General features: G+C 47.8%; 17 protein-coding genes. 10 read left to right on the top strand and 7 right to left on the bottom strand.

What is annotated here, in order from left to right; genetic code table 11:
• Positions 1-48 precede the first annotated feature (48 nt).
• Positions 49-2571: a DEAD/DEAH box helicase gene (locus tag KPC83_RS05195; protein WP_216278206.1), complete on the bottom strand. Its 2523-nt coding sequence runs from the start codon at positions 2569-2571 to the stop codon at positions 49-51.
• A gap of 188 nt (positions 2572-2759) precedes the next feature.
• Between KPC83_RS05195 and KPC83_RS05190 the strand changes: the two genes are divergently transcribed.
• On the top strand, positions 2760-3173 hold the full coding sequence (locus KPC83_RS05190; RefSeq protein WP_216278205.1) for a Fur family transcriptional regulator: 414 nt from the start codon (positions 2760-2762) through the stop codon (positions 3171-3173).
• A gap of 32 nt (positions 3174-3205) precedes the next feature.
• Here the strand turns inward: KPC83_RS05190 and KPC83_RS05185 are convergent, their stop codons facing one another.
• Positions 3206-4513 carry an ATP-binding protein gene (locus tag KPC83_RS05185; protein ID WP_216278204.1) on the bottom strand — a complete coding sequence of 436 codons (1308 nt, stop codon included), beginning with the start codon at positions 4511-4513 and terminating at the stop codon, positions 3206-3208.
• Complete coding sequence (locus KPC83_RS05180; protein WP_216278203.1) at positions 4497-6317, bottom strand: TerB N-terminal domain-containing protein; 1821 nt, start codon at positions 6315-6317, stop codon at positions 4497-4499. Before KPC83_RS05180 ends, KPC83_RS05185 begins: the two co-directional genes overlap by 17 nt.
• Before the next feature lie 162 nt (positions 6318-6479).
• Here KPC83_RS05180 and KPC83_RS05175 point away from each other — a divergent pair, with 162 nt between their 5' ends.
• The 7 genes from KPC83_RS05175 (at position 6480) to KPC83_RS05145 (ending at position 15210) form a co-directional block, all read left to right on the top strand.
• On the top strand, positions 6480-7667 hold the full coding sequence (locus KPC83_RS05175; RefSeq protein WP_216278202.1) for an MFS transporter: 1188 nt from the start codon (positions 6480-6482) through the stop codon (positions 7665-7667).
• A gap of 57 nt (positions 7668-7724) precedes the next feature.
• A complete protein-coding gene (gene coaE, locus KPC83_RS05170; protein WP_216278201.1) occupies positions 7725-8330 on the top strand; it encodes a dephospho-CoA kinase in 606 nt (201 codons plus the stop codon).
• 9 nt (positions 8331-8339) lie between these two features.
• Complete coding sequence (locus KPC83_RS05165) at positions 8340-8939, top strand: lytic transglycosylase domain-containing protein (RefSeq protein WP_253200878.1); 600 nt, start codon at positions 8340-8342, stop codon at positions 8937-8939.
• Between the two features lie 87 nt (positions 8940-9026).
• Positions 9027-11273 carry an excinuclease ABC subunit UvrB gene (gene uvrB, locus KPC83_RS05160; RefSeq protein ID WP_216278200.1) on the top strand — a complete coding sequence of 749 codons (2247 nt, stop codon included), beginning with the start codon at positions 9027-9029 and terminating at the stop codon, positions 11271-11273.
• Between the two features lie 114 nt (positions 11274-11387).
• Complete coding sequence (locus KPC83_RS05155) at positions 11388-12236, top strand: Mrp/NBP35 family ATP-binding protein (RefSeq protein WP_216278199.1); 849 nt, start codon at positions 11388-11390, stop codon at positions 12234-12236.
• Positions 12237-12323: 87 nt separating this feature from the next.
• On the top strand, positions 12324-13574 hold the full coding sequence (locus KPC83_RS05150) for an FAD-dependent oxidoreductase (RefSeq protein WP_216278198.1): 1251 nt from the start codon (positions 12324-12326) through the stop codon (positions 13572-13574).
• The gene (locus KPC83_RS05145; protein ID WP_216278197.1) at positions 13567-15210 is read left to right on the top strand and encodes an NAD(P)/FAD-dependent oxidoreductase; all 1644 of its coding nucleotides are present in this window, start codon (positions 13567-13569) and stop codon (positions 15208-15210) included. Before KPC83_RS05150 ends, KPC83_RS05145 begins: the two co-directional genes overlap by 8 nt.
• 94 nt (positions 15211-15304) lie before the next feature.
• Here KPC83_RS05145 and KPC83_RS05140 read toward each other — a convergent pair whose 3' ends face one another.
• On the bottom strand, positions 15305-17452 hold the full coding sequence (locus KPC83_RS05140; protein ID WP_216278196.1) for an LTA synthase family protein: 2148 nt from the start codon (positions 17450-17452) through the stop codon (positions 15305-15307).
• Positions 17453-17678: 226 nt separating this feature from the next.
• Here KPC83_RS05140 and uvrA point away from each other — a divergent pair, with 226 nt between their 5' ends.
• Together uvrA and KPC83_RS05130 are read left to right on the top strand one after the other, a co-directional pair.
• Positions 17679-20540 (top strand): excinuclease ABC subunit UvrA, encoded by a 2862-nt coding sequence (gene uvrA, locus KPC83_RS05135; protein WP_216278195.1) that lies wholly within the window; start codon positions 17679-17681, stop codon positions 20538-20540.
• A gap of 99 nt (positions 20541-20639) precedes the next feature.
• Positions 20640-21623, top strand: a complete 984-nt coding sequence (locus tag KPC83_RS05130; RefSeq protein ID WP_216278194.1) for a TIGR02452 family protein — start codon at positions 20640-20642, stop codon at positions 21621-21623.
• A 113-nt stretch (positions 21624-21736) separates the two neighbouring features.
• Here the strand turns inward: KPC83_RS05130 and KPC83_RS05125 are convergent, their stop codons facing one another.
• From KPC83_RS05125 to KPC83_RS05115, 3 genes are all read right to left on the bottom strand, one after another.
• A complete protein-coding gene (locus KPC83_RS05125) occupies positions 21737-22195 on the bottom strand; it encodes a bacterioferritin (protein ID WP_216278193.1) in 459 nt (152 codons plus the stop codon).
• A gap of 232 nt (positions 22196-22427) precedes the next feature.
• Complete coding sequence (locus KPC83_RS05120) at positions 22428-23258, bottom strand: YaaA family protein (RefSeq protein WP_216278192.1); 831 nt, start codon at positions 23256-23258, stop codon at positions 22428-22430.
• Positions 23255-23764, bottom strand: a complete 510-nt coding sequence (locus tag KPC83_RS05115) for a pyridoxamine 5'-phosphate oxidase family protein (protein WP_216278191.1) — start codon at positions 23762-23764, stop codon at positions 23255-23257. The genes KPC83_RS05120 and KPC83_RS05115 overlap by 4 nt, the downstream gene beginning before the upstream one ends.
• Between the last annotated feature and the right edge of the window lie 41 nt (positions 23765-23805).

Raw genomic sequence — 23805 nt, 5'->3', positions numbered from 1 at the left:
TAGTGCTCGTACCGGCATATACGTGTGCACGTACACATTCTGAACAGTCTACTCCTCAATAAGCGGCTCAACTTGCTTAACATAGCAGGCATACCAAGACAAAACTTGTTCTTTCATACCATCAATATCAAGCACTCCTTGTGCAAAACCCTTGCGCAGAAGTGATGCCGGTAGATAGGTATCATATTTGTTGAACATGGGTGTTTCTCCAGGATACAGGAGTGCCTCTGGCTCAGTGAGCTGTTCGCATGCCTCATATAGATGCGTATAGAAGCTTTGTTCATCAATGTCATCGCGCATAGTGAATTGCATATAGTAGGGGCGCGCTGATTCAAATCCCTTAATTCCGAGCTTATCTTGAGTACCGAGCTTAATGAGGCGCTCAAGTGCCAAAAAGCTATAGCTGCCAAGCCAAGGAAAGAGCGCCCAGCGGTTTGAACCTAATGATATGAGCGGTTGTGCATGAGGACCTGTGATATGAGACAGCTCTGCTGTTTTTCGGGCTGCTGTTAAACGAGCGAGTGCTCGTTTTTGGAGATAGGGATATATCTCGCACTCAGCAACTACCTTATGCATACGCTCTAAGATGGCGCTGTGAACATCTCCAGCGCAGTCACCAAAGTAGGCTGGCACACGGCCTTTTACCTGCGTACACCACAGCACATGACGTTTCCAGTCTATGTCATCAACAACCCAACACCGCCCAGCAATGGCTATACGCTCACCAGGAGGCGGTGGGTTTACGATGGTGCCCAGCTCACCAAGTTCTGAACGAACAGAGAACTCTTCGTTTTCTTGAAATACTGCATAAAAGGTATAGGACTGAATAATGCGTTCTCCTTCAAGACCAACAATAAGTCCTCCGGTTTCGGTGTGCTCAACGTGATTGATGTCTATGAGATGGAGTAAGAGTTGTTTCAGGTCTTCAGCACTGACGCGATGGAAAAAACTGAGCGTTAATATGCGTTCTGCAAGCTCCGCGGGACTCAGCTCACCGGTAGAGGCTAGTGTTGACATAAGCTGGTGATAGAGCAGGCTATAGGGGAGTACGTCAAGGCGCGGCGGCTCTACCCAGCGCGTCTCGCGATAGAGTTGTATGAGTGCTATGCCTTGAAGGAGTTTCCAAGGGATTAGTTCGGGGAGTGAGGCGTGTGCTTCGGGGAACTCCTCGTGTATAACAAAGTGCATTTCTTGCGGGCTTCCGCGTCGTCCTGTGCGCCCCATACGCTGTAAAAATCCGGAAACCGTAAAGGGAGCATCAATTTGAAAGGCGCGTTCAAGCCGCCCAATATCAATACCTAACTCAAGCGTAGCGGTGGTAATGGTGGTATCGAGGCGTTCTTCGTCGCGCATAATCTCTTCTGCAGACGAACGAATACTTGATGAAAGATTGCCATGATGGATTAAAAACCGATCAGGAACATGTAGCAATTCTGCATATGAACGAAGAAGTGAACAAATTTCTTCAGCCTCCTCACGGGAGTTAGAAAAAATAAGACACTTAGAACCTTGGCTGCGCTCAAAAAGATATTGGATAGCTTGGTCTATGCCTGATGTATCGGCGGGGTTAGCGTGAGACAGAACTAGCTCATCAGACTTTGTAGCAAAACACATTTCCCTATGCAACATGTTCGTGCTGTTTTCTGCAGGTTGAGATGCGGGTTCTGAGTGGTCATGCAATTGGAGCGCCAATGCAGATGTCTGTGTGGTATGCGCACGCATCAGCAATTCATCGAGCTGAGGGTAGGTGGAGGAGACATTGTTGTTGGCGAATTGAGAAGTATCTATAGTACCTTGGGGTTCTTCTTGATAGCGCGGCGGCACTGCAGATGTTTCTGCTGAAGCACTCTGTTCTATAGATACTTGTTGTACCCCGCGGTAGAAGTGTTCCATAGAGAGCCGCCACGTGCGCCTTGGTTCTTCGATGGACGGAATACGACAGGGATGTCCAGTTCCGCGCGCCAAAAATGCAGCAGTTATCTCAGGGTCTCCTATGGTGGCGGAAAGACCAATGCGGCGCGGATTGACGTTCGCCGCACGCGCAAGCCGCTCAAGTAAGCAGAGCGTCTGACCTCCTCTATCACCTCGAAAAAGCGCATGAACCTCATCTATCACAACATAGCGTAAATCCCAGAACATACGAGGAACAAGTGTGTGTCTATGAAGCAACATTGCTTCAAGTGATTCAGGGGTAATTTGTAAGATGCCTGAGGGCTTTTTAAGCAGCTTTGCTTTACGTGAAGCAGCGATGTCACCATGCCAAGGCCAGATAGGAATCTGAGCTTCTTTGCATAGGGTATCAAGCCGTTGAAATTGGTCATTGATGAGCGCTTTGAGCGGCGAAATATAGATGGCCCCAACGCTTTGGGGTGGGTGTTCCCAAAACTCAGTCAAAATAGGGAAGAAGGCAGCCTCAGTTTTACCCGATGCAGTTGACGCACACAAAAGGAGATTATCATTGGTATTGAAGAGGATATCTGCTGCAGCAACTTGAATACCACGCAGTTCTTCCCATGCATGGTCATAGATGAAGTCTTGAATGAAGGGCGCAAATCTATCGAAAGCATCCATAGTTTTCTCCTCGTAGCGAACATTTGTTCTATTTTAGCATAGTTAAGCGCATGAGTTGTGAGTATTACGGTGCTTTATTGCGTGAGGCTTTGCTTGTTTCATGGCGCTTGATGGCTGAGTCAGCCGAATGCAGTAGTATTTTGAAAAATGGTTTCCAATTTCAAGTTGGGAATGATGGGAGCAGAGTGGTGAGCAGGGGTACTTACGATACAAAACAGCGCAAGGCAATTCTTGCCGTGCTTGATGATCATGCGGATAGTTATATGAGTGTTGATGAAGTTATGACTTTGTTGCATAACCATCATATTGATGTTGGTCGCACTACGGTCTATCGCACGCTTGAGCGTCTTGTGGCAGATGGAACCATGGTTAAGGTTGCAGACGTGCGTGGTGGAGCTGCGCAATATTGCAATGCTGTGGCTCAGCCAGGAGATGCACATCAAGGACAGCTTCGCTGTGAGGCCTGTGGTCGTGTTCTGCCTCTTTCATGCAGCATGCTTGAAAGTTTTGCTGGGCACATACTTGATGAGCATGGTTTTGCAGTTGATAGGCGGCATACGGTTATCACAGGAACATGCAAAAGCTGCCGAGATGAGCGATAGCTTATGTTGTGCAACACCGTGTGTATTCATTTTTATAGCGTAAATTCACTAAAAGCTGCGTGATTGTTTTGCGCTTGAGCGCCTGCATCTGATGTATGAGTTGTGAGGCGGGGAGAACTCGGTTGGTGCTCCAACAGCAGCTTTTGCATAGTGAACGTGGGGTTTTGATACATAATATCAAGCAGTTCAATATAATCGCGGATAACCTCACGGGGAGTAAGGTGCGTATCAGCACCTACGCGGGAGAATTCAATTCGTAAAAACTCAGCAAGGTCTTTTTCTGAGTGGTGGATGTCATAGCCAAAGTATCCAGCGTGGAGTTCTCCGAGCTTCTCAATGAGGACAAGGAGTTCTTCATAGCTAAGCGGATGAAGACGAATCAACGGTGCCAGCATGTCCCGTAAATCTTCGCGCGCAAAACGCCCCTGTGTTAAGCGACTCCGTAGTGCTTCATAAGAAAAGACACCCCGTCGTCTATCTTCGATGGCCACCGGTGTTCCACCCATAATGATGCCAAGATGTTGTGCTTTACCTTGTAAGGTGTCGTTATACATGGTGAGCATTTTTTCATAGTTATATTGCCTGGTAATGGCATTTGGGATTTTGTATATATTGACCAGCTCATCGATGAGCACCATGAGCCCACGATAACCAACACATACCAAGAAGCGCGCTAACAGTTTGATATAGTCATACCATGATTCATCAGTAATAATGCTTGTCATATTGCAAGTATTTCGTGCCTCAGTTTTTGTTTGATACTCACCACGAAACCAGCGCAGGAGTGCAGATGCAAGCTCCTCATTATTGTTATGTCTGGCATTCCAGTAGGAGAGAAGTGCGTGTGTAAGTTCAAAGCCATGTACAAGCTCTTGAAGGGTGCTAATGGATACCGCCGCTGCTTCGTGCGTATCAAATTGGAGCGCCCATTTGTCTAATATGAGTGTGAGCGCGCCACCTTCAGGGCGTGTCTTAGTAGAAAGATTTTTAATCAGCTCGCGGTATGTCGCAAGTCCTTGCCCTTGACTGCCCTGTAGACGCCGCTCAGGTGAGAGGTCGGCATCTGCAACAACAAAGCCCTCACCCATAGCATGCGTGCGAATGGTTTGCAGCAAGAAGCTCTTGCCGGCTCCAAAGCGTCCTACCAGAAAGCGAAAGCTTGCTCCACCCGACCGAATAAGCTCAAGGTCGGTAAGGAGTGCTTGAATTTCTGCCTCGCGACCCACGGTGATATAGGGAAGTCCAATACGTGGTACAACTCCGCCCTTAAGTGAGTTGAGCAGCGTTGCGGCTATTCGTTTGGGTGCTCGTGGGCTGAGATTGCTAGCTTGAGATGTCATGATGCAAATATCCTTTGAGGTCTTCAAGATAATCGTCAATGATGGTGGCCTGACCATTGCTTAGTTCAAGGAGTGTGTCGCCGAGTATATCAAAGAACAACTCATTGATATGATCGACGAGAAGGTCGAGAGAGCAGTGTTGCTGCGTGAGAATATGCGCTGCATGATTGGTGCGTTTATCAAGCAAGGCTTGTAAGTATTCACGTTCATAGGGCAAAAGCTCTTGAATACTTTGCGTTTCGTCTGCGCATATGGGCTCATCGTCTGCAGGAGCTTTTGAGGCACATGTGTCGTGTTGGCAATCATCTGCATGTTCCTCGTCAATAAACTTAACTGTACAGGATTCATCAGCTCGTTCTTCGTCGGTAAGAAGAGCTTCGCGCAGTTGAGCGGCAGTAGTGCGAATAGCACTCAGCTGTGATGTATCAATTTGAATGACAGGAGCAATGTAGTGCCCGCCGAGTTTTTGATAGTGGCTAAGTTCATCACGAATAAATTTTTGCTGGTATTTGGGAAGCTTAATCTGTTGTTCAGGCGTATGGCTTGGGTCAAACGCTTGTCTAACAGCATGAGCGCTCGCCTGAATGATTTGGTTCATGAGTTCTTGGCCAGGCATTTCATGCGGGAAAAAGGTAGAAGTCCATATGCCTTGCTTACACGTATATGCTTGGATAGGGCTAATAACATAGTGGGTATCAGCGTGTGGATGAGCCTCGTATACTTGCATAAAGTTAAAGGGAACATGTGAGAGTAAAATCGGAGAACCAAAGAGCTCTCTGAATAAATCTCGCTGACGGCGTGTCTGATAATGATGCTCTAAGCTCAAAAGAACACCGCATAGTACATGATTAAAGGCATATGCCATCTTACGTGCGGTGAAGAGTGGCTCGCGCGTATTGTTAGTTAAATCCAACAAAGACATAGCCATGCGTTCTTCGAGATTAGGAGCAGCAAGCGGAAATAAACGGTGAACCTTTGGTTCTAGTGTGTTTTGCAGTGCGCGCTTTGCCTCAGTAAACGCATGAACCTTGTACTGATATGCAACGCGTGGAAGCTCTTGAAGCTCGTTCGCGTCAATATCAAAATAGGCAGCATAATCGATAAGCGCACCGGTGAGAAGAAACAAGGAATCAGGGTCTTGCGAGCGCGCGTAGAGCTGTTTGATGTTTTGAAAGCCCTCCTCTGGGTCTGCGATATGAATGCCATATATCATTTCACGTATGTATAACTTGAGAAAATGCAGGGGTGGAGCACTGTAGGCACCGTGGCGAAGCTGTGTGCGCCAGCTTATATAAGCACGAAGGATTTGCGGAGGTAATTCTCGATAAGTTTCTGTGCGCGACTGATACGCAATAACAGAGGGATAATTATCTTCTACAGCAGACAGTGCTTGGGCTTCCAGATAGCTTTGTTGAGGCGAGGGATGAGAATACCAACTACGCTGCTCGGTTGGCAATAAATTGGGGACGTCAAACAGAGGTGCATAAGCGGCGGGAAGGTCTAAGGCTGTTTGCGTATGCGTTCTTGCATGGCGCGTACGTGAGCGTGAGGGAAGTGCTTGAGCGGTATAGGTGCCACTTCCTATAATCACCCCCTCATCGTCAAAGCCCTCTTCTGTATAATCTTGATAGGCATTGTGAGCGTTATAGACAAAATCGGGGTATGCACAAGCGGAATCATTCTGAGAGCCTATTGTTTCATGTTTTGTGGTCTTGCTATTTTGCTGAACACCGTTGGTATATGTTTGCAAAAACTGAGCCATGGCCTGATTAACGCTTCCAAATTGTTGCCCGTGCTGCCCCATGCACCCTCCTTTACGTGGGCTAAAAAGAATGGTGAATACAGCAAGTATATCATAAATACAAACAAATGTTCGTATTTTTATGAAAAGTGGAAAGCACATGTGACCCTCATAGCTTTGTGCGTGTCATGCCCTATAATCCTTGCACTTACTATAGGAGGGTGTATGGATTCGCGTATTACGCTGCAACAATGGATTCAGCTTATTGGCTTGAGTTTTTCGGCTTTTATTTTTAACACGTCGGAGTTTATGCCAATTGGTCTTTTAACCGATATTGGAACAAGCTTTGGATTAAACGAGGCAGAAGCCGGCTTGATGGTAAGTGTGTACGCGTGGGGTGTTATGGTGCTTTCGCTTCCCCTCATGATTGGAGCATCGCGCATTGAGCTTAAACGTTTGATGATTGGCGTTGTTGCAGTGTTTAGTGCGGGTCAGCTTTTGAGTGCCGTGGCGCCAAGCTTTATGGTCTTGGTGCTTGCTCGCTTGGTTGTTGCATCAGCTCATGCCATTTTCTGGTCAATAGCAGCTATTATGGCAACGCGTTTGGTCGATAGCTCTCATGCGGCACTCGCGGTAAGTATGATTGCAACCGGTTCTTCAATTGCTATGATTTTTGGCCTACCTATTGGGCGGGCAATTGGTTTGTGGGTTGGCTGGCGCATGACTTTTACCATTGTTGGAATTGTCGCTTTGCTTGTATGTACATATCAAGCAGTCACGTTGCCACGTATTCCAGCAACGGAGCCGTTTCGCATTCAGCAACTTCCCAGTTTATTTAAGAACAAGCAGCTCATTGCAATATATGTGATTACGCTTTTGTTTGCCTCAGCGTATTACACGGGATATAGCTACATAGAGCCCTACCTTGCACAGGTAGGCCATCACGATCCAAGTGTGATAACGATGGTATTAACCATTTTTGGCATTGCAGGTTTATTGGGAAGTGCGGTTTTGTCTCGCCTCTACGACCGCCGCCGCCTGTTCTTTGCTCTGTTTTGCATTGCAGGCGTTGTGGTGTCCTTGGGGCTGATGTTGCTTGCGGTGCCACAGCTTGAGACAATTATTGTGCTTTCACTGCTGTGGGGTGCCTGTGGAACTATGTATAGCATTGCATTTCAGTCGGAAGTTATTCGGGCAAGTGATGAAGAGAGCTCGGCGGTGGCTATGTCTATTTTTTCAGGCATTTATAACCTTGGTATCGGGAGCGGAACAGCGCTTGGCGGTGCAATCGTTGTGCATATAGGCATTGCTCATGTGGGTCATGTGGGTGCATTGATTGGAGCGGGTGCCTTACTTAGTTGCTGGTTAATGATGGTGCGCCCCGAAAAGCGCCAATCTTTGCCAGCGGCTTAGCAGAGTTTTGATACGGTAAGGGTTTGTTCATAGATAAGTGAGAGAAGGAGGTTTGAGATGTCGGTTATCTATATACTTGGCAATATTGCATCGGGTAAAACCCAAGCAGCGCGATATATGCAGCAACTTGGTGCTTGCCTCATCAATCTTGATGAACGCGCTAAGCTACTCTATGAGCAGAATGCTGAGGTACGTGCTTGTGTTAGAGCAGCGTTTGGTGACGATATATGTATAGAAGACCGACTTAATATCCAACTCCTCGCTAAACGTGCCTTTCAATCGGCTGAGCATATAGAGCGCCTGGGCGCATGTGTCTATCCACAGCTTTTAGAGGATGTATATCAAGAGATAACAGCGTATCGTGCAAAAGCAACAGCATCGCAGCACCTGGTTGTCGAAATCTCTGCTCCTCGAGGCTTTGAGCAAGCCTTTGCATGGGCTGATGACATCATAGCTATCACGGCGCCCTATAAGATACGACGTACACGCGCCATTGCGCGGGGAATGCATCCAGACGATGTTGACGCGCGTGCTCAATTGCAACCTACTGACGCCGAGATTGAAGCAATGGCAACGCATGTTATATCTAATACTGCTGATTTGCCAGCGCTTTTTGCTCAGCTCGATGCATACTTGGCACCACGTTGCCACGCAGAGAGATAGGGATGTTTGGTGAGAACGCGCGCACATAAGCTTCGTTTCTTGACGTGGTATCGGTTGCTGCCAATAGGCGTGGTGCTTGTCATGGGTCTTGTGGCAGCGGCCTATTCATATGGACCAAGTCTTTTATTTCGCTATCAGTACCCTTTGTCATATGAGCAAGAGATTGCGTCAGCGTCAGAGCGTCATCAGCTTGACCCGTATTTGGTAGCGGCGGTGATTAGCTGTGAATCAAGCTGGAATCCACAGGCTCAGTCTGCTCAGGGTGCGCATGGACTTATGCAAATTTTAGATACCACCGCTGCGGATATGGCGCGCACGGGACGAGTTGATGAAAGTCAGTACCCGCTCGATAAGCTTGATGACCCTGTTGTCAATATAGAATATGGCTGTGCCTACCTTGCCTATTTATCAAACTATTTTACCGGTGCACGCGACCGCGTAATCGCTGCTTATAACGCTGGGCTTGGCAATGTGAATGAGTGGATTGCACGCAGTGATTTTTTGCATAATGCAATTACCTTTCCCGAGACACAAGCTTATTTAATTCGTGTGAATAATGCCTATGATCGTTACCGTCAGCTGTATCCCTTAGCGTTTCAGGTGGCATAAGTTTTTTCATATAGAAAAGATGCTTGACGCAAACTATAGAACATATGTACGATATGAGAACTCGCGTAGCATGTTAGAGGAGTGGCCATGGAAGCTTTAGACGTTGAGCGCGTAGGCGGTGAACTTAAACGATTTGGACAGCAAGGGGGGCCTGCTGCCTTTGAGGTGGTCTCGCCCTATGAGCCATCGGGGGACCAACCAGACGCTATTCAGGCACTGGTTGAGGGCGTCAAGAGCAACGAGCGTTATCAGGTACTCTTGGGTGTTACAGGTTCGGGCAAAACCTTTACTATGGCAAAAACTATTGAGGCACTCGGTAAGCCAACCTTGGTGATGGCGCCCAATAAAACCTTAGCTGCTCAGTTGGCGAGCGAGTTAAAAGAGTTTTTCCCGCATAATGCAGTTGTCTATTTTGTCTCATATTACGATTACTACCAGCCTGAAGCTTATGTTCCGCAATCTGATACCTATATTGAGAAAGATGCGTCAATCAATGAAGAGGTTGAGATGCTGCGCCATCAAGCAACTGCATCGCTACTTTCGAGAAGAGACGTTATCGTAGTTGCTTCGGTTTCGTGCATTTATGGTATTGGTAGTCCAGAGGACTATGCGGGCTTAGCACCTAATATCGATAAAAAAATCCCGCTTGAGCGCGATGATTTTATACATGATTTGATTGATATTCAGTATGACCGTAATGACTACGAGCTTAGTCGTGGAACGTTTCGGGTGCGGGGTGATGTAGTTGATGTATTTCCCCCTTATGCAGAACATCCCCTTCGTTTTGAGTTTTTTGGCGATGAGGTTGAGCTTATTGCAGAGTTTCATGAGCTTACCGGTGAGCTTTTACGTGAATACGATGCAATCCCAGTTTGGCCAGCATCGCACTATGTTACCGAAAAGCCAAAGGTGCGTCTCGCACTCAAGACTATTGAAGACGAGTGTGAGACGCGCGTAGCTGAGCTTAAAACAGCTAATAAGTTGCTTGAAGCACAACGCATAGAGCAGCGTACGCATTATGACTTAGAGTTGCTTGAGACGATGGGTTTTTGCAACGGTATCGAGAACTATTCGCGTCATCTGGATGGAAGAAAGCCTGGCGAGCCACCCTTTACGCTCATCGATTATTTTCCAAAAGATATGCTTTGCATTATTGATGAGAGCCATGTTACGGTACCTCAAATTCGCGGCATGCATGAAGGCGACCGCTCACGCAAGGTAACCCTTGTTGAGCATGGTTTTCGTCTACCTTCAGCGCTTGATAATCGTCCCCTTCGTTTTGACGAATTTGAAGCACGGATTCCGCAGTTTATTTATGTTTCGGCAACGCCTGGCGATTACGAGTTGCGTGTATCGCAGCGCGACGTTGAGCAGATTATTCGACCAACAGGTCTTTTAGACCCTATCATTGATGTACGGCCCGTTAAAGGTCAAATTGATGATTTGCTTGATGAAGTACACGAACGTATACAAAAACATGAGCGTGTTTTGGTTACCACGCTCACGAAGCGTATGGCAGAAGATTTAACTGACCATCTTCTTGATGCTGGTATCCGTGTTAATTACATGCACTCTGATACAGCAACGATGGATCGCGTTGAAATCCTGCGCGATTTGCGTAGCGGAAAAATCGATGTGTTGGTTGGAATTAACTTGTTGCGTGAGGGTCTTGACCTGCCAGAGGTTTCTTTAGTTGCCATTTTGGATGCCGATAAAGAAGGATTTTTGCGCAACCGCCGTTCACTTATCCAGACAATTGGTCGTGCTGCTCGTAATGCAGAAGGCCATGTCATTATGTATGCCGATACCATTACTGACTCTATGCAAGCAGCCATCAGCGAAACGCAACGTCGTCGGAGCTTACAGGAGGCTTTTAACCTAGAGCACGGTATTCAGCCAACAACTGTTAGAAAAGCAATCAACGATATTTCAAGTTTTATTGCTGAGGCGGCGGATACCCTTACCACGCGTGAGCGTGAAAAGCATGATAGTTTGGGTCATGGCAGTTTCTATACGCCATCACCTGAAGCAGGTATAACTCACCCAACAGATAGTGCAAGTGGGGCTCATTTAGCAGAAGAGTTAAGCGAGCTCCCAAAAGAAGAAGTGCAGCGTATCATTTTGCAGCTTGAAGACGATATGCATCAGGCTTCAGTGGCGATGGATTTTGAGGAGGCTGCGCGCCTGCGCGATGCGGTGGTTCATCTGCGGACACTCGTTGAGGGTAGCAGTGAAGATGATGTTATAGCAGCCCTAAAGAGAAATGCACGTAAAGGCTCGGTGTTTGCAGGTCAGCGTAAGCGAACAGGCTTTACACCGCATATGAAACACTAGCCACGCGCGGTTTTAATGACTGCATACGTATTTTCTGCCTTTATGGGCATGTATTGGGGTAGGCTGCATACAGGGGAAGAGCACGCCGTGCTCTGTTGATAGAAGGGATACGATATGGGTTGTGAACATGCAGTTGCAGGTGGTCAATCTGGTGTACAGCAGTTTGAATCAAATAAACTCTCTCAAGTTAAGCGCGTTATTGCGGTGCTCTCGGGTAAAGGTGGCGTTGGTAAGTCCTTGGTAACAGGAACTCTAGCAACTGAGCTGCGTCGTGCGGGTCACTCGGTTGGCATTTTAGATGCCGATATAACCGGGCCTTCAATTCCTAAGATGTTTGGTATGAGCGGGAAGCACGTGGGTGGTATAGGCAACCTGCTATTACCTGAGATATCTGAGACGGGTATCAAGGTTATGTCGAGCAATCTATTGCTTGCTAACGAGACCGATCCGGTGCTCTGGCGCGGCCCGGTTATTGCAGGGGCTATTCGTCAGTTCTGGACAGATACAAGCTGGGGTCCTCTTGATTACCTACTTGTTGACATGCCTCCGGGTACCGGTGATGTTGCGCTTACGGTATTTCAGTCATTACCGGTTGATGGTATTGTGATTGTTACAAGTCCACAAGATTTGGTGAGCATGATTGTGGCTAAGGCTGTCAACATGGCTGAAAAAATGGACGTACCGGTTATGGGTGTTGTTGAGAACATGAGTTATGTGGCATGTCCAGATTGCGGTAAGCACATTGAGGTCTTTGGGCCAAGCAAGCTCAGCGACGTAGCTGCGTCATATGGGTTGCCCATTCTGGGTCGTTTGCCCATTGATTCAAGGTTTGCCGCTGCTTGTGATGCTGGACGTGTTGAGTTGGATATTCCAGAAGGCTTATTGCCTGAGGCGCTCCACGCTGCAGAAACACTGGAAGCGCGGGTTCATACATCAGATGATGGGCAACACACGCATAATTAGCATGCGCATGTGCATGAGCATGCATAAGTTCGCCCGTGAGGGTGAGAAGTGTATAGCTTGATAGCTTGAGTTAAGAAGGGTTGAAGCGTGGGAGAGCAAGGCTGTGTTGATGTAGCTATTGTAGGGGGCGGAGCGTCAGGTTTAGCAGCGGCATATGCAGCTGCGCAAGCAGGTGCCACAGTTGTGGTGCTTGAGCGTGATGTTGCACTCGGTCTTTCAATCCTTAAAACAGGCAATGGACGCTGCAATATCAGCAATGCTCGCCTAGATTTTACGCACTATCTTTATCCTGAGCGTGCCGCCCAGATTATGGGCGAGGATGCAGAAAAGCGTCTCGCACAGTTTTTTGATGAGCTTGGCATTGTAACAACTGAGCTCGAAGGACGGCTTTACCCTGCTTCTCGAAGTAGTGCGAGCGTACGTGATGCTTTGATACTGAGCTGTGAGCAACAGGGCGTGCAGTTTTTGGGCGCTTGTGAGCTTAATGCGGCTGAGTTAAGGCAAGGACGCTGGGAGCTTAGGTATAGCGTACCTGTCTCTCATATTTCGCTGAACCAGGGCGTGCGCCGTGCTCGTCGTGTGCTTGCAGAAGCAAAACGGCACACGGTGTCGATACATGCCTCGGCACTCATACTCGCAACAGGTGGAGCAAGCACACAGATATGCGAGCAGTTTGGTTTGGCGCATCTCGATGAACGTCCTGTCTTGTGTCCCCTCGCCTGTGAGCTGGCTCAACCACAGGGCTTATACCTTGCATCACTTGATGGTATCCGCATCCATGCAAAGCTTACGCTTGTTCGTGCAGGTAGAGAGCTCTATTCTGAGACGGGTGAGGTTTTATTTCGCTCATACGGTATATCAGGTATTGTGTCGTTTAATTGTTCGCGGCGTGCTCAAGCAGGAGATATACTGCAGCTTAACTTAATGCCTAGCTTTACTGATGAAGAGTTAGAGGCTTACGTATCGCATCGACAAGATATTCGTGGTTTGTTTGTTGAAGCAGATGAACACTGGTTTGATGGTTTGTTTGTGCCAGAACTGGGCAAGCTCCTCTACGATTATGCTGCGCATGATATACGTCGCGTTAAAGCGGCTATTCAGGCTTTGCCGCTTACCGTTTTTGGTACAGCCGAAGAACAACAAGCTCAGGTTCGCCGAGGTGGCATACCGCTTGGCAGTGTTGATGAGCGTCTATCGGCGGGTGAGGCCTTATTTGCAGCAGGTGAGCTGCTTGATATGGACGCTGATTGCGGTGGCTATAATTTGGCATGGGCATGGTTAACCGGTATTTTGGCTGGTAAGTCTGCAGCACATTATGTTGGAGCTACACATGATTGAAGTTCAGCAGCTCATTGCAAGCCTTGACCAGGGTTTGAGTGAGGAGGCTTTGCGCGATGTAGCGCGTGCTCAGGTGGTACAACGATTGGGCATTTCAGATGCGCATATTCAGGAGCTCAGTTTGCATCGTGTATCAGTTGATGCCCGAAAAAAACGTGATGTGCATCTTACTTTAAGTGCATATGTAGATCTCAACCCAAAATACGAACAGCGCCTTGTTGCAGGCTTGTCTCAAAGTGATGCGCGCTTGGTTAGACTTTGCCAGCGCGAAACACTCAAGTGGGAGCGTCCGCAAAGCGTATTTCTTCGTTCTCGTCCTGTGGTGATAGGAGCAGGCTGTGCGGGGTTGTTTGCAGGATTTGCTCTTGCTGAGGCCGGATTGCAGCCGCTCATCATTGAGCGCGGTGACCCAGCGTATGAGCGAGCGCAGGCAATTGAAACTTTCAAAACAACGCTGCAACTTGATCCGGAAAGCAATATTCAATTTGGCTTGGGCGGTGCTGGAACCTTTTCAGATGGAAAACTTACCACGGGCACCAAAAGCGCTGCACATCAGCTTATCCTGCAAAGCTTTGTAGAGGCTGGTGCTCCACGTGAGATTTTATGGCAGGCAAAGCCTCATATTGGTTCAGATATATTGCCGAACGTCGTCACTCAGCTTGTTAAGCGTATTCAGGCATGCGGAGGGGAGATTCGCTTTCGGGTGCGCCTGACTGATATTGAGCTTGATGCGCAGGGTGCTCTGCAGGCGCTTTGTCTTACTACCGCAACAGGTGAAGAGCGTATTGCTACCAAAGCACTCATTCTGTCTTGTGGGCATTCGGCACGCGATATATTTGCTTTGTTGCAAAAACGAGGCATAGCGCTTGCGCGAAAAAGCTTTGCCATGGGTGTTCGTATAGAGCACAAGCAAGCAGATATAGATAAAGCACAATATGGACCTGCAGCCGGTCATCCGGCGCTTGGAGCTGCGCCCTATAAGTTGGTTGCACATGTCCCGCATGAGAGAACACTGTTTAGCTTTTGTATGTGTCCGGGCGGTGAGGTGGTTGCTGCAGCAAGTGAGCAGGGACGCACAGTCACCAATGGTGCCAGTCTTTATGCACGAGCAAAAGAAAATGCCAATGCGGCCTTGCTGGTAAACGTTAATCCGGGAGATTTGCCAGGCGATGATGTGCTTGCAGGAATTGTCCTGCAAGCACAATGTGAAAAAGCAGCATATCAGCAAGGACTACAGCCCTATCAAGCTCCTGCTCAGCTAGTAGGGGATTTTTTGGCACAACGTTCAAGTTCAGGCCCACATTCAGTTCATCCAAGCTATCCCTTGGGCGTAACATGGTCTCAGATTGAACAGTTGCTTCCTCAATACATTATTTCTACCTTGCGCCACGGTCTTCCCATGCTTGGCAATAAGCTGAAACCCTTTAGCAACCCTGATGCCGTTTTGACGGCAGTTGAATCGCGGTCAAGCTCGCCTGTAACTATTTTGCGCGATGCTAACTGTTGCTCAATAAGCACTCCAGGTCTGTATCCAGCTGGTGAAGGAGCGGGATACGCAGGCGGTATTATGTCGGCAGCGGCTGACGGTATTCGCGTTGCGCAGGCACTAATTGAACAGGCCTCTCATCGAAGCTAAGAGCTCATGCAGCTCCACAAAACTACAGAACAGCAGAACCGCCGTCAACAACCACAGACCCACAGAACGGCACGGCAATCATGACATATAAATCTCAGCGCGTTTTCTCGGCAAACTCAAGATAGGATACGCGCCGCAAGTCTTCAACTAGGCTGGCATAGGGACTTTCTTTTGAATTAAGGGGATAGAGCGTACCATCGGCACCCGTATAGCCAAACATATTAAGTGAGCTAATTTCTTGACGGGCGGCAAGTTGAGCTTTTTGGTAGGGCGTCAACGGTGCGCCGGCTAGATGAAGCACCTCAGCACCGAGCGTCCAAATGCCCATATCTTGATGCTCGCTTTGTTGTTCTTGACCAGCTACGTCATAGTTTGCCCATACCAGATAGGTTGACATGTGATTGCGCTGTATATGAGCCAGTTCATCGTCTCCCTCAGCGTGTGTAATCTCATTGATGCTATAACCCACCGAAGGCTGATGATCGCCAAAAAAGACCAGGATAACCGGACGGTCAAGGTTGCGAAGTTCCTCAATAAACCATGCAAGGTCACGATCTGAAGCATTGACGCAGGCAAGATAGGTATTAAGGTTAGTAAGCACCTCAGGGTCATCAACGCCTGCTGGATAAACGCCTGGCAATTCTTGGTCTGGTACCGTTCCTGCACCATAGCCACCATGGTTTTGCATAGTGACGTCTAAAATAAACTGCGGGTTTGGGTCAGTTCTGAGTATGTCAAGAATGCGTTGATATGTTGATGCATCGGTTACTCCATGGTGATAAACCGGCGCATCTTTGAAGTCCTCCCAGCTTAAAAAGCGATTAAAGCCAAGCATGGGATAGACCGAAGAACGATTATAGTTATGCGGGTTTTCGGGATGGATAGCAGTGGTTTTGTAACCAAGCGCACCGAGCTGCTTTGCTAGGCTGTTGACATGCGAAAAATTATATATTTGATAGGCTATCTTGCCATAACCTACAAAGGCTGTTGCTGTTCCGGTGAGATACTCAAACTCAGAGTTTGCCGTACCTCCACCTTGCACTGAAGCCATAAGTGTGCCACGCATGAGAGCATCGGGAATTGCATTATATTGTTCAGGACCTGTATATCCTGCTTCGGCAACAGCGGGGTAGAGTGATAGGTCAGTAAACGACTCATTCATGATGGTCACAATGGCAGGCTTGACTGCTTCAAACTGCGTACGGGCTTCTTGGGTTGTGGGATTTGCGTCCCAAAGAGCGTCGTATTGCTCAGCAAGCTTCGTCTCAATGGTCTGAGCATGTTGAGCACTATATGCATCAGGTTTAAGGATTGCAAAGTCTTGGAGCATAGCAAGAAATCCGGGCAGGATACCGGTATTTTTGTAGGTAGTAATGGGCATCCAACGGTCATATGAAAGACCGTAGTCCTTTTCGAGGCTAACAGAATGGTACACGCTCAATAAGCCCTGACCAATGCAGAGTGCAAGAATGATATTACATACCGTATGCATACTGATGAATCGCAGGGTTTTAGGATAGCTTGGCCAGATGAATGAAAGCAAAGAAAAGCCGCATGAGCAGGCGAGCATGCCGTGTAGCATGCGGATATTAAACATTAGCGTGTATTTATTTCCAACAGCTGCGGCAGTTTCTAGGGTTAATAAATCGCTGGGAAGCAGAGCAGCATTTTTGAATTCAAGAACAAAGAACTGAGCAATGCTGAGCGCAAAACATGCAATAAGAACAAGCGTACATAAAAATCCGGTTCGCTGTCCAACAACATAGGTAAAGACAAAGCAAGCGGCTACTACAATAACGGTCATGGTGTAATAGCCAAGCTGAATCTTTGATGCTTCGCTTAGCCAGACAAAATCAAGCAACCAGGCACCAATAAGGGTGCAGACACCAAGAATCACCATATCGCGCAAAAGGGTTAGGCTTGTGCGTGCTGGTCCTTGAAGTGTACCAAACCAATCGATGACAGGTCCGCGCAGCAGCATAACAAGACCGGTACATGCTATACCTGCTGAATATAGGTAAAGACTTTCTATATCAATGGTGGTATCCACAGTGCCTGTTGCAAGAAAACTACTGAGCGCTATGAGCAACGCACCTGGCAAGCAGAGCCACAAGAGTGTTCCCCAGCGCGGGGTACGAGCACGCATCAGCTGTATTGAGCCCGCGAGAGCGCTCGGGCATATAAGAATGGCAAGCATGCTCAGAGGAATAAAGGCATGGGTTGCATCAACAGGAGTTGTCATATATATCCATTCGCGCATCAAACTCAGAACAAAAGATTTATTCATTCTAGGGTAGTTATACAGTGAGAACTACTCAAAGTCTTGAGATGGGTATAGCTTGTTAAGATTTTGTTTACACGAGGTCTGTTTATCCCATGGTTCTGACAAAACACGAACATATGTCCGTGTTTTGTTCTAAACTGGGTATATACAACAGCAACCAAGGCCTTTTGAGGGGATTGTGGCTATGCCAGAAGCATCGTCTATTGTGATACGTGGTGCCCGTGAGCACAACTTGCAAGATATTAACGTTTCAATTCCGCGCGGTAAGCTCGCGGTTATTACTGGCTTGTCGGGTTCAGGTAAAAGCTCGCTGGCTTTCGATACCATTTATGCAGAAGGACAGCGGCGCTACGTTGAGTCATTATCAAGTTATGCACGCCAATTTTTAGGACAGATGGATAAACCTGACCTTGATTCTATTGATGGTCTTTCGCCCGCGGTATCAATAGACCAAAAGACAACATCAAAAAATCCCCGTTCAACGGTTGGAACAGTAACAGAAATCTATGACTATTTACGTCTTTTGTTTGCGCGCGTAGGTACGCCGCATTGCCCTGAGTGTGGGTGCGTTATAGAAAAGCAGACAACCGATCAGGTTGCCGATAAGATTCTTGAAGCAGGCCTTGAACGACGGGCCTATGTTTTAGCCCCGGTGGTAGTGGGTCGCAAGGGCGAGTTTACCAAGCTCTTTGATGACCTTAAACGCGAGGGCTTCCCGCGGGTGCGTGTTGATGGCGAGGTGCTTAACCTTGAAGACCCACTAACGCTCGATAAAAAGTTTAAGCACACAATCGAAGTTGTTGTTGACCGTATTGTTATTCGCCCCGATGCAACCGGTCGCATTGCTGAGGCAGTTGAGACGGCAACAAAGCTAGCGCACGGCAATGTTTCGGTATATCTCTTACCCAATCGCGATGCTCCAGAAGGAGCTGAAGGTGATTTGCTAAGTTATTCTCTAGCTCTTGCATGCCCTGAGCACGGGCATTCAATTGATGATTTACAACCGCGTGATTTTTCGTTTAATGCACCTTATGGAGCTTGTCCTGATTGCGATGGATTAGGCTTCAAGAAAGTAGTTGATGCTGAGGCGCTTATCGAAGACCCAAGCCTGTCGGTAGGTGAAGGTGTTTTTGGTAGCTTTTTTGGTAAGTCAAACTATTATCCGCAAATCTTTAAGGCGCTGTGCGTACATCTCAAGGTTGACCCTGCGACACCTTGGAAAGACCTAAAACCGCGCGTCAAAAAGATATTTCTTGACGGATTGGGTGATACCAAGATTCGCGTTGACTATCACACGCAAGACGGACGTAATACGCATTGGCTTACCAAATATTCAGGCGTGCGTAACATCTTGTATGAGCGGGCTATCGAGACTACCAATGAGCATACCAAGGCACGTCTTGAAAAATATATTCGCGAGGAGGCATGCACCTCGTGTAAGGGAGCGCGTCTTCGTCCGGAGATGCTTGCGGTGACAGTTGGTGGGGCATCAATCTATGAGGTCTGCTGTATGTCGTGTCGCGAGAGTTTGAGCTTTTTTGAAGGCTTAAACTTAAACGAGCGTCAAAACTATATTGGTGGGCGCATCGTTAAAGAAATTCTTGAGCGGCTGCGCTTTTTGGTTGATGTTGGCCTTGACTATCTCACGCTTGACCGCGCATCTGCAACGCTTTCTGGCGGTGAAGCGCAGCGTATTCGTCTGGCAACTCAAATTGGCGCTGGATTGATGGGTGTGCTCTATATTCTTGATGAGCCCTCCATTGGCTTGCATCAGCGTGATAATGAGCGTTTAATTGCAACGCTTGAGCGTCTGCGCGATATTGGCAACACGGTGATTGTTGTTGAACACGACGAAGATACTATCCGTGCTGCCGATTACGTTGTTGATATGGGTCCTGGTGCGGGCGAGTATGGTGGTGCGGTGGTTGCTGCGGGCACGCCACAAGAGATTATGGATTGCCCTGATTCGCTTACGGGTCAGTATCTCACGGGCAAGCGCATGGTTATGCTACCGCGTGAGCGCCGCCATCCGGATAGAGGCGCGCTTACTATTACAGGTGCTACTTGCAATAATCTCAAAAAGGTGAATGTGAGCATTGAGTTTGGAACCTTAACAGTTGTAACTGGCGTTTCGGGTTCTGGAAAATCAAGCTTAGTTACCGATACCCTTGCTCCCGCCCTAACCAATGCAATTCAGCGCTCAGCACGACCAGTGGGTTCCTATAAAAGCCTTGAGGGTATGACTGAGATAGATAAAGTAATTGACATCGACCAATCGCCCATTGGTCGTACCCCACGTTCAAATCCTGCTACCTACATTGGGCTTTGGGATGATTTGCGTCAGCTTTTTGCAAGTGTTCCCGAGTCAAAGGCACGCGGGTATGCACCCGGGCGTTTTTCTTTTAATGTCTCAGGCGGGCGCTGTGAGGCATGTAAAGGCGATGGTCAGATAAAAATCGAGATGCATTTTCTCCCTGATATTTATGTGCCATGCGAGGTATGTGGGGGCAAGCGCTATAACCGTGAGACGCTCGAAGTGACATATCGTGGCAAATCTATTTCGGATGTACTTGACATGAGTGTTACTGAGGCACTTGCCTTCTTTAATAATATTCCGCAGATTAAACGAAAACTGCAGACGCTTTTTGATGTTGGTTTGGGCTATGTGCGCTTAGGTCAGCCTGCTACTACTTTATCAGGCGGAGAAGCGCAGCGCGTTAAATTAGCAAAAGAGCTGCACCGCAAGCAAACCGGTAAGACCTTCTATATTTTGGACGAGCCAACAACTGGTCTTCATTTTGATGATGTGCGCCAGCTTATTGATGTGTTACAGCGCCTTGTTGATGCGGGTAATACGGTATTGGTGATTGAACACAATCTTGATGTTATTAAGGTTGCCGACCGCTTGATTGACATGGGTCCAGAGGGTGGCAACGGCGGTGGTCGGGTTGTTGTTGTAGGCACCCCTGAAGAAGTTGCTGCGTGCTCAAAGAGCTATACGGGCGCATTTTTAGGCCCTATTCTTGAGCGTGACCGTCAGCGCTAAGCGCTGTTAGAACAGAAGGAGAGCTCGGTATAACTCTGAGAAATCAGCCATTGAGCATGGTAGTATGTGCATAAGTTTTTATGTACGAAAGGAGCTTCGATGCCTAATACAGCCCGTAACCATTCATCTCAGCAAGGACGTAGCTCTGGGCGTCGCGAGCATCGTATGCGTGAGGCTACAAAGCATATTGCTGCTGTGCAGGAGCGTTTTGCATCTGAGATTACTTCTTCAATTGCTGATACCAAGTTTTTTGATGGCATGCCCGTTTTAGCTGTTAAACAAGCTGAGCCATCAGAGGACTCTGTAACATGCGAAGCGGCAAAAGACCAAAGGCCACTTCCTCATGTTTCTGTGCTAGACATGGATGCTCACTCGGTTATCGTCGAACATGGGCGCGGGCGGGCTCTGTATTGTGATATGACGGTGCTTGACTGCGCTTCCTTTATGTATCCGGGTGGTGGATATGAACGAGGTAATTGGGGGCAAGAGCAGCAGCTGTGTGCGTCATCGTACTTATTTCAGGTATTGCAGACACAAAAAGCTTGGTATCAAGAAAACCGCCGACATAATGTTAACTGTGAACTGTATCGGAATCGCGCCCTGCTCACACCTCATATTCGCTTTACGGAAGGCAATATGCATGCCTACGCTGACGTTTTAGTGGTTGCGGCTCCTCATGCGCGTCGTGCGCGTGAAGACTATCATGTTGATGATGAGACGCTTAATAAAACTCTGCGGAGCCGCATTCGTTTTCTTTTGCATATTGCTGAGCAGCAAGGCAATGATAAGTTGGTTTTGAGTGCCTTTGGTTGCGACGAGGCGGGCTGGGACGCCGAGTGTGTTGCTGAATTGTTCCACGAAGAGCTGGCAAGCGGTTTATATTCGTTTACTGAGGTTTATTTTGCTGTGCCTCGGCGCGCTTATCATCAGCATCATGAGGCATTTAGCCATGTTTTTAGCGCTTTTCCGGAGCGTGCATCACAAAGTTTTGCTGAGTATTGCCTCGAGCGTGAGCGCATGGTATCGCAAGAACAGGAGCAGCAAGATATGCAGGATGAGGACGATTGGCGCAAGTACCTCTAGGCATATGACTCTTTAACCAACAGTCGGACTGTGTGAAATAAAAAATCGGGAGCGAGCTTAGTGACGCTTCGCTCCCGATAAGGGTGCATACATGTTATAAAACAGATACGCTCTTAGATAAAGAGTGCAAACCAGTTTTGCTCGCCAATTACCTTAACCAGCTCAAGCTGCTGCTCACCCCAGTACATATCCTCTTCTTCGTCTTTGTAATAATCTTTGAGCAGGTCATAGGTGACTAAATCGTCTTTAGCTAAGTCGATTATCTTTTTGAGATAATCGATACCTGATTTTGATACCTCATAGTCATAAGCAATCCACTCAAGCGGCTTGGTATAGGTGGGAGTTTCTTCCTTAGCGCCGTTAGTAAGTGTGCCGCCCAAGTCAAGAATACGATCCATAATCTTCTCAGCATAGCCGCGCTCTTCTTGTGCATGCTCGGCATATTTATCTGCCAACTTGCTAAAGCCCTGTGAGGCAAAAATACGTGACTGTACCGCATGACCATCGGCCTGTTGAGAGAGGGCGGTTACAATGTAGGAGAGAGAATCGAGAAGCTCTTGGTTGTGTGACATGGATACGTTCCTTTCCTTGAACATCAATTGCCAAAAAGCCTACAAGCTATAAGGAGCTTTTCTTAGATGTAGGTGGCTTGGCATACTTGCTTGGAGGATATGTTTCCCTATTCTGTTTGAAATAATCTTGCATGCAAAAAATTCATCTTTGTATAGAGTGTTGGTAGTTTTGTCCCATCTCAAAATAGATGTAAAACGTTTAAGTCTGATGTGCTTGAAAACAAAGCGGCTATTACGCCTGTTTATTGGTGCTATCTGGAACAAAGACAAGCTGCGTATGAGTGTCTGTTGAGACATCTGACAACTCAGTATGAAGATGATATCCCACATCAAAATGAATAAGTTCTTGTGCATCTTGAATATTATGCTCTGCCATCCATCGCACCATAGAACCTCGCGCAATCTTGCTTGCAGTAGCGCGTTGAATGGGCTTGCCGCATTTGATGTTACTCGCAAATATGCAGCTTGTTATGTGAGTGTGTGCTGGAAGATGTGGTAGAACAGCGCGTGCATATTCAGCACTTGCAAGGTTGATAAGCTCTCCCGGCTCTGGCATCAGTGCGCGTGCAATGTGTGCTCCCCAAAAACCATAAAGATGCTGAGTGTCTCCCATTGAAAGTGGTGCTCCCATTTCAAGACGATAGGGGAGCACTCCGTCAAAAGGTTTTACGCAGCCATAAAGACCCGAGATAATACGCAGGTGCTTATCAATCCACTCCAGCGCTTGTTGGCTCAATACTTTCGGCGCCATACTGGTGTACTGTAGTCCATGATAGGCACCAAGAGCAGCAGATACGCGCCCGTAAAAACAGGGTTTTGCAAGCTCGGTGCGCGAGATTGGCAACCCTGTTTCTCGGAGCATCTCAAGCGTATTCAGGCAGGCATGGAAGAGCTTGTCTGATACCTTCCACATACGCTTGAGCTCAAGCTCATCAAGTGTGAGCATGTGCTTGAGAAGCTGCGTAGCCTCTGGCGTGAGCGCTGGAATATCCTGTATATCAAAGCTTTCAGAATATTCCATTGTCTTGGCGGGAGAAATAATGACCGCAAGCGGCTTTCTCATGAAGCGCTCCGCGCCTTACCACTCATAGTTTGCACATCAAGGCGCCAAACACTTACGCGCGCTAGTGCGCCACCTGTCATAGGAACATCGGCATTTGGTGCAACATGCTCCATAAGTTGCTGCAAGCCGTGTAGTTTTTCTGCTTCATCGGTTACTTCTACTATCATGCCTGAGCCAATGATGCTGCGATACGCCCGCGAATAGGCACAGGCAAACTTTCCTGAAATAATCTCCTCATCTATATCAAGTTCAAAAGCAACCGCTTCATTTCGTGCTGTGTGAGCACGAAATGCGTCAACCTTGCGTCCCTCAGAAGCAGAGTGCATCCAAAAGCTGAGCTGTGGCTGTTCTTTAGAAATATCCCAGTCAAAGCCATAGTCAAGCGGGACAATATAGAGTCCATCCTCGTCATGTACAGCTATCCGAAGAATGCGTGCCTCAGATACGATGGCGTGCAGGTCATCAAGCTGTGTAACCGCACGGTTTTTTCTACGCATTGCTCGCATAAAAGCTCCTCTCAATCGCGTTTGCGCCTGCGCATACATCT

Source organism: Collinsella sp. zg1085, from assembly GCF_018889955.1.
Classification (GTDB): Bacteria; Actinomycetota; Coriobacteriia; order Coriobacteriales; family Coriobacteriaceae; genus Collinsella.
The sequence above is the reverse complement of the archived record's forward strand: the minus strand, read 5'-3'. Positions and strand labels throughout refer to the sequence as shown.

Coding starts and splice junctions, on each gene's coding strand:
- coaE (WP_216278201.1), top strand. CDS start 7,725: ATGTCGGTTATCTATATACTTGGCAATATTGCATCGGGTAAAACCCAA.
- KPC83_RS05115 (WP_216278191.1), bottom strand. CDS start 23,764: ATGCGAGCAATGCGTAGAAAAAACCGTGCGGTTACACAGCTTGATGAC.
- KPC83_RS05125 (WP_216278193.1), bottom strand. CDS start 22,195: ATGTCACACAACCAAGAGCTTCTCGATTCTCTCTCCTACATTGTAACC.
- KPC83_RS05175 (WP_216278202.1), top strand. CDS start 6,480: ATGGATTCGCGTATTACGCTGCAACAATGGATTCAGCTTATTGGCTTG.
- KPC83_RS05185 (WP_216278204.1), bottom strand. CDS start 4,513: ATGACATCTCAAGCTAGCAATCTCAGCCCACGAGCACCCAAACGAATA.
- uvrB (WP_216278200.1), top strand. CDS start 9,027: ATGGAAGCTTTAGACGTTGAGCGCGTAGGCGGTGAACTTAAACGATTT.
- KPC83_RS05180 (WP_216278203.1), bottom strand. CDS start 6,317: ATGGGGCAGCACGGGCAACAATTTGGAAGCGTTAATCAGGCCATGGCT.
- KPC83_RS05155 (WP_216278199.1), top strand. CDS start 11,388: ATGGGTTGTGAACATGCAGTTGCAGGTGGTCAATCTGGTGTACAGCAG.
- uvrA (WP_216278195.1), top strand. CDS start 17,679: ATGCCAGAAGCATCGTCTATTGTGATACGTGGTGCCCGTGAGCACAAC.
- KPC83_RS05195 (WP_216278206.1), bottom strand. CDS start 2,571: ATGGATGCTTTCGATAGATTTGCGCCCTTCATTCAAGACTTCATCTAT.
- KPC83_RS05145 (WP_216278197.1), top strand. CDS start 13,567: ATGATTGAAGTTCAGCAGCTCATTGCAAGCCTTGACCAGGGTTTGAGT.
- KPC83_RS05120 (WP_216278192.1), bottom strand. CDS start 23,258: ATGAGAAAGCCGCTTGCGGTCATTATTTCTCCCGCCAAGACAATGGAA.
- KPC83_RS05140 (WP_216278196.1), bottom strand. CDS start 17,452: ATGACAACTCCTGTTGATGCAACCCATGCCTTTATTCCTCTGAGCATG.
- KPC83_RS05130 (WP_216278194.1), top strand. CDS start 20,640: ATGCCTAATACAGCCCGTAACCATTCATCTCAGCAAGGACGTAGCTCT.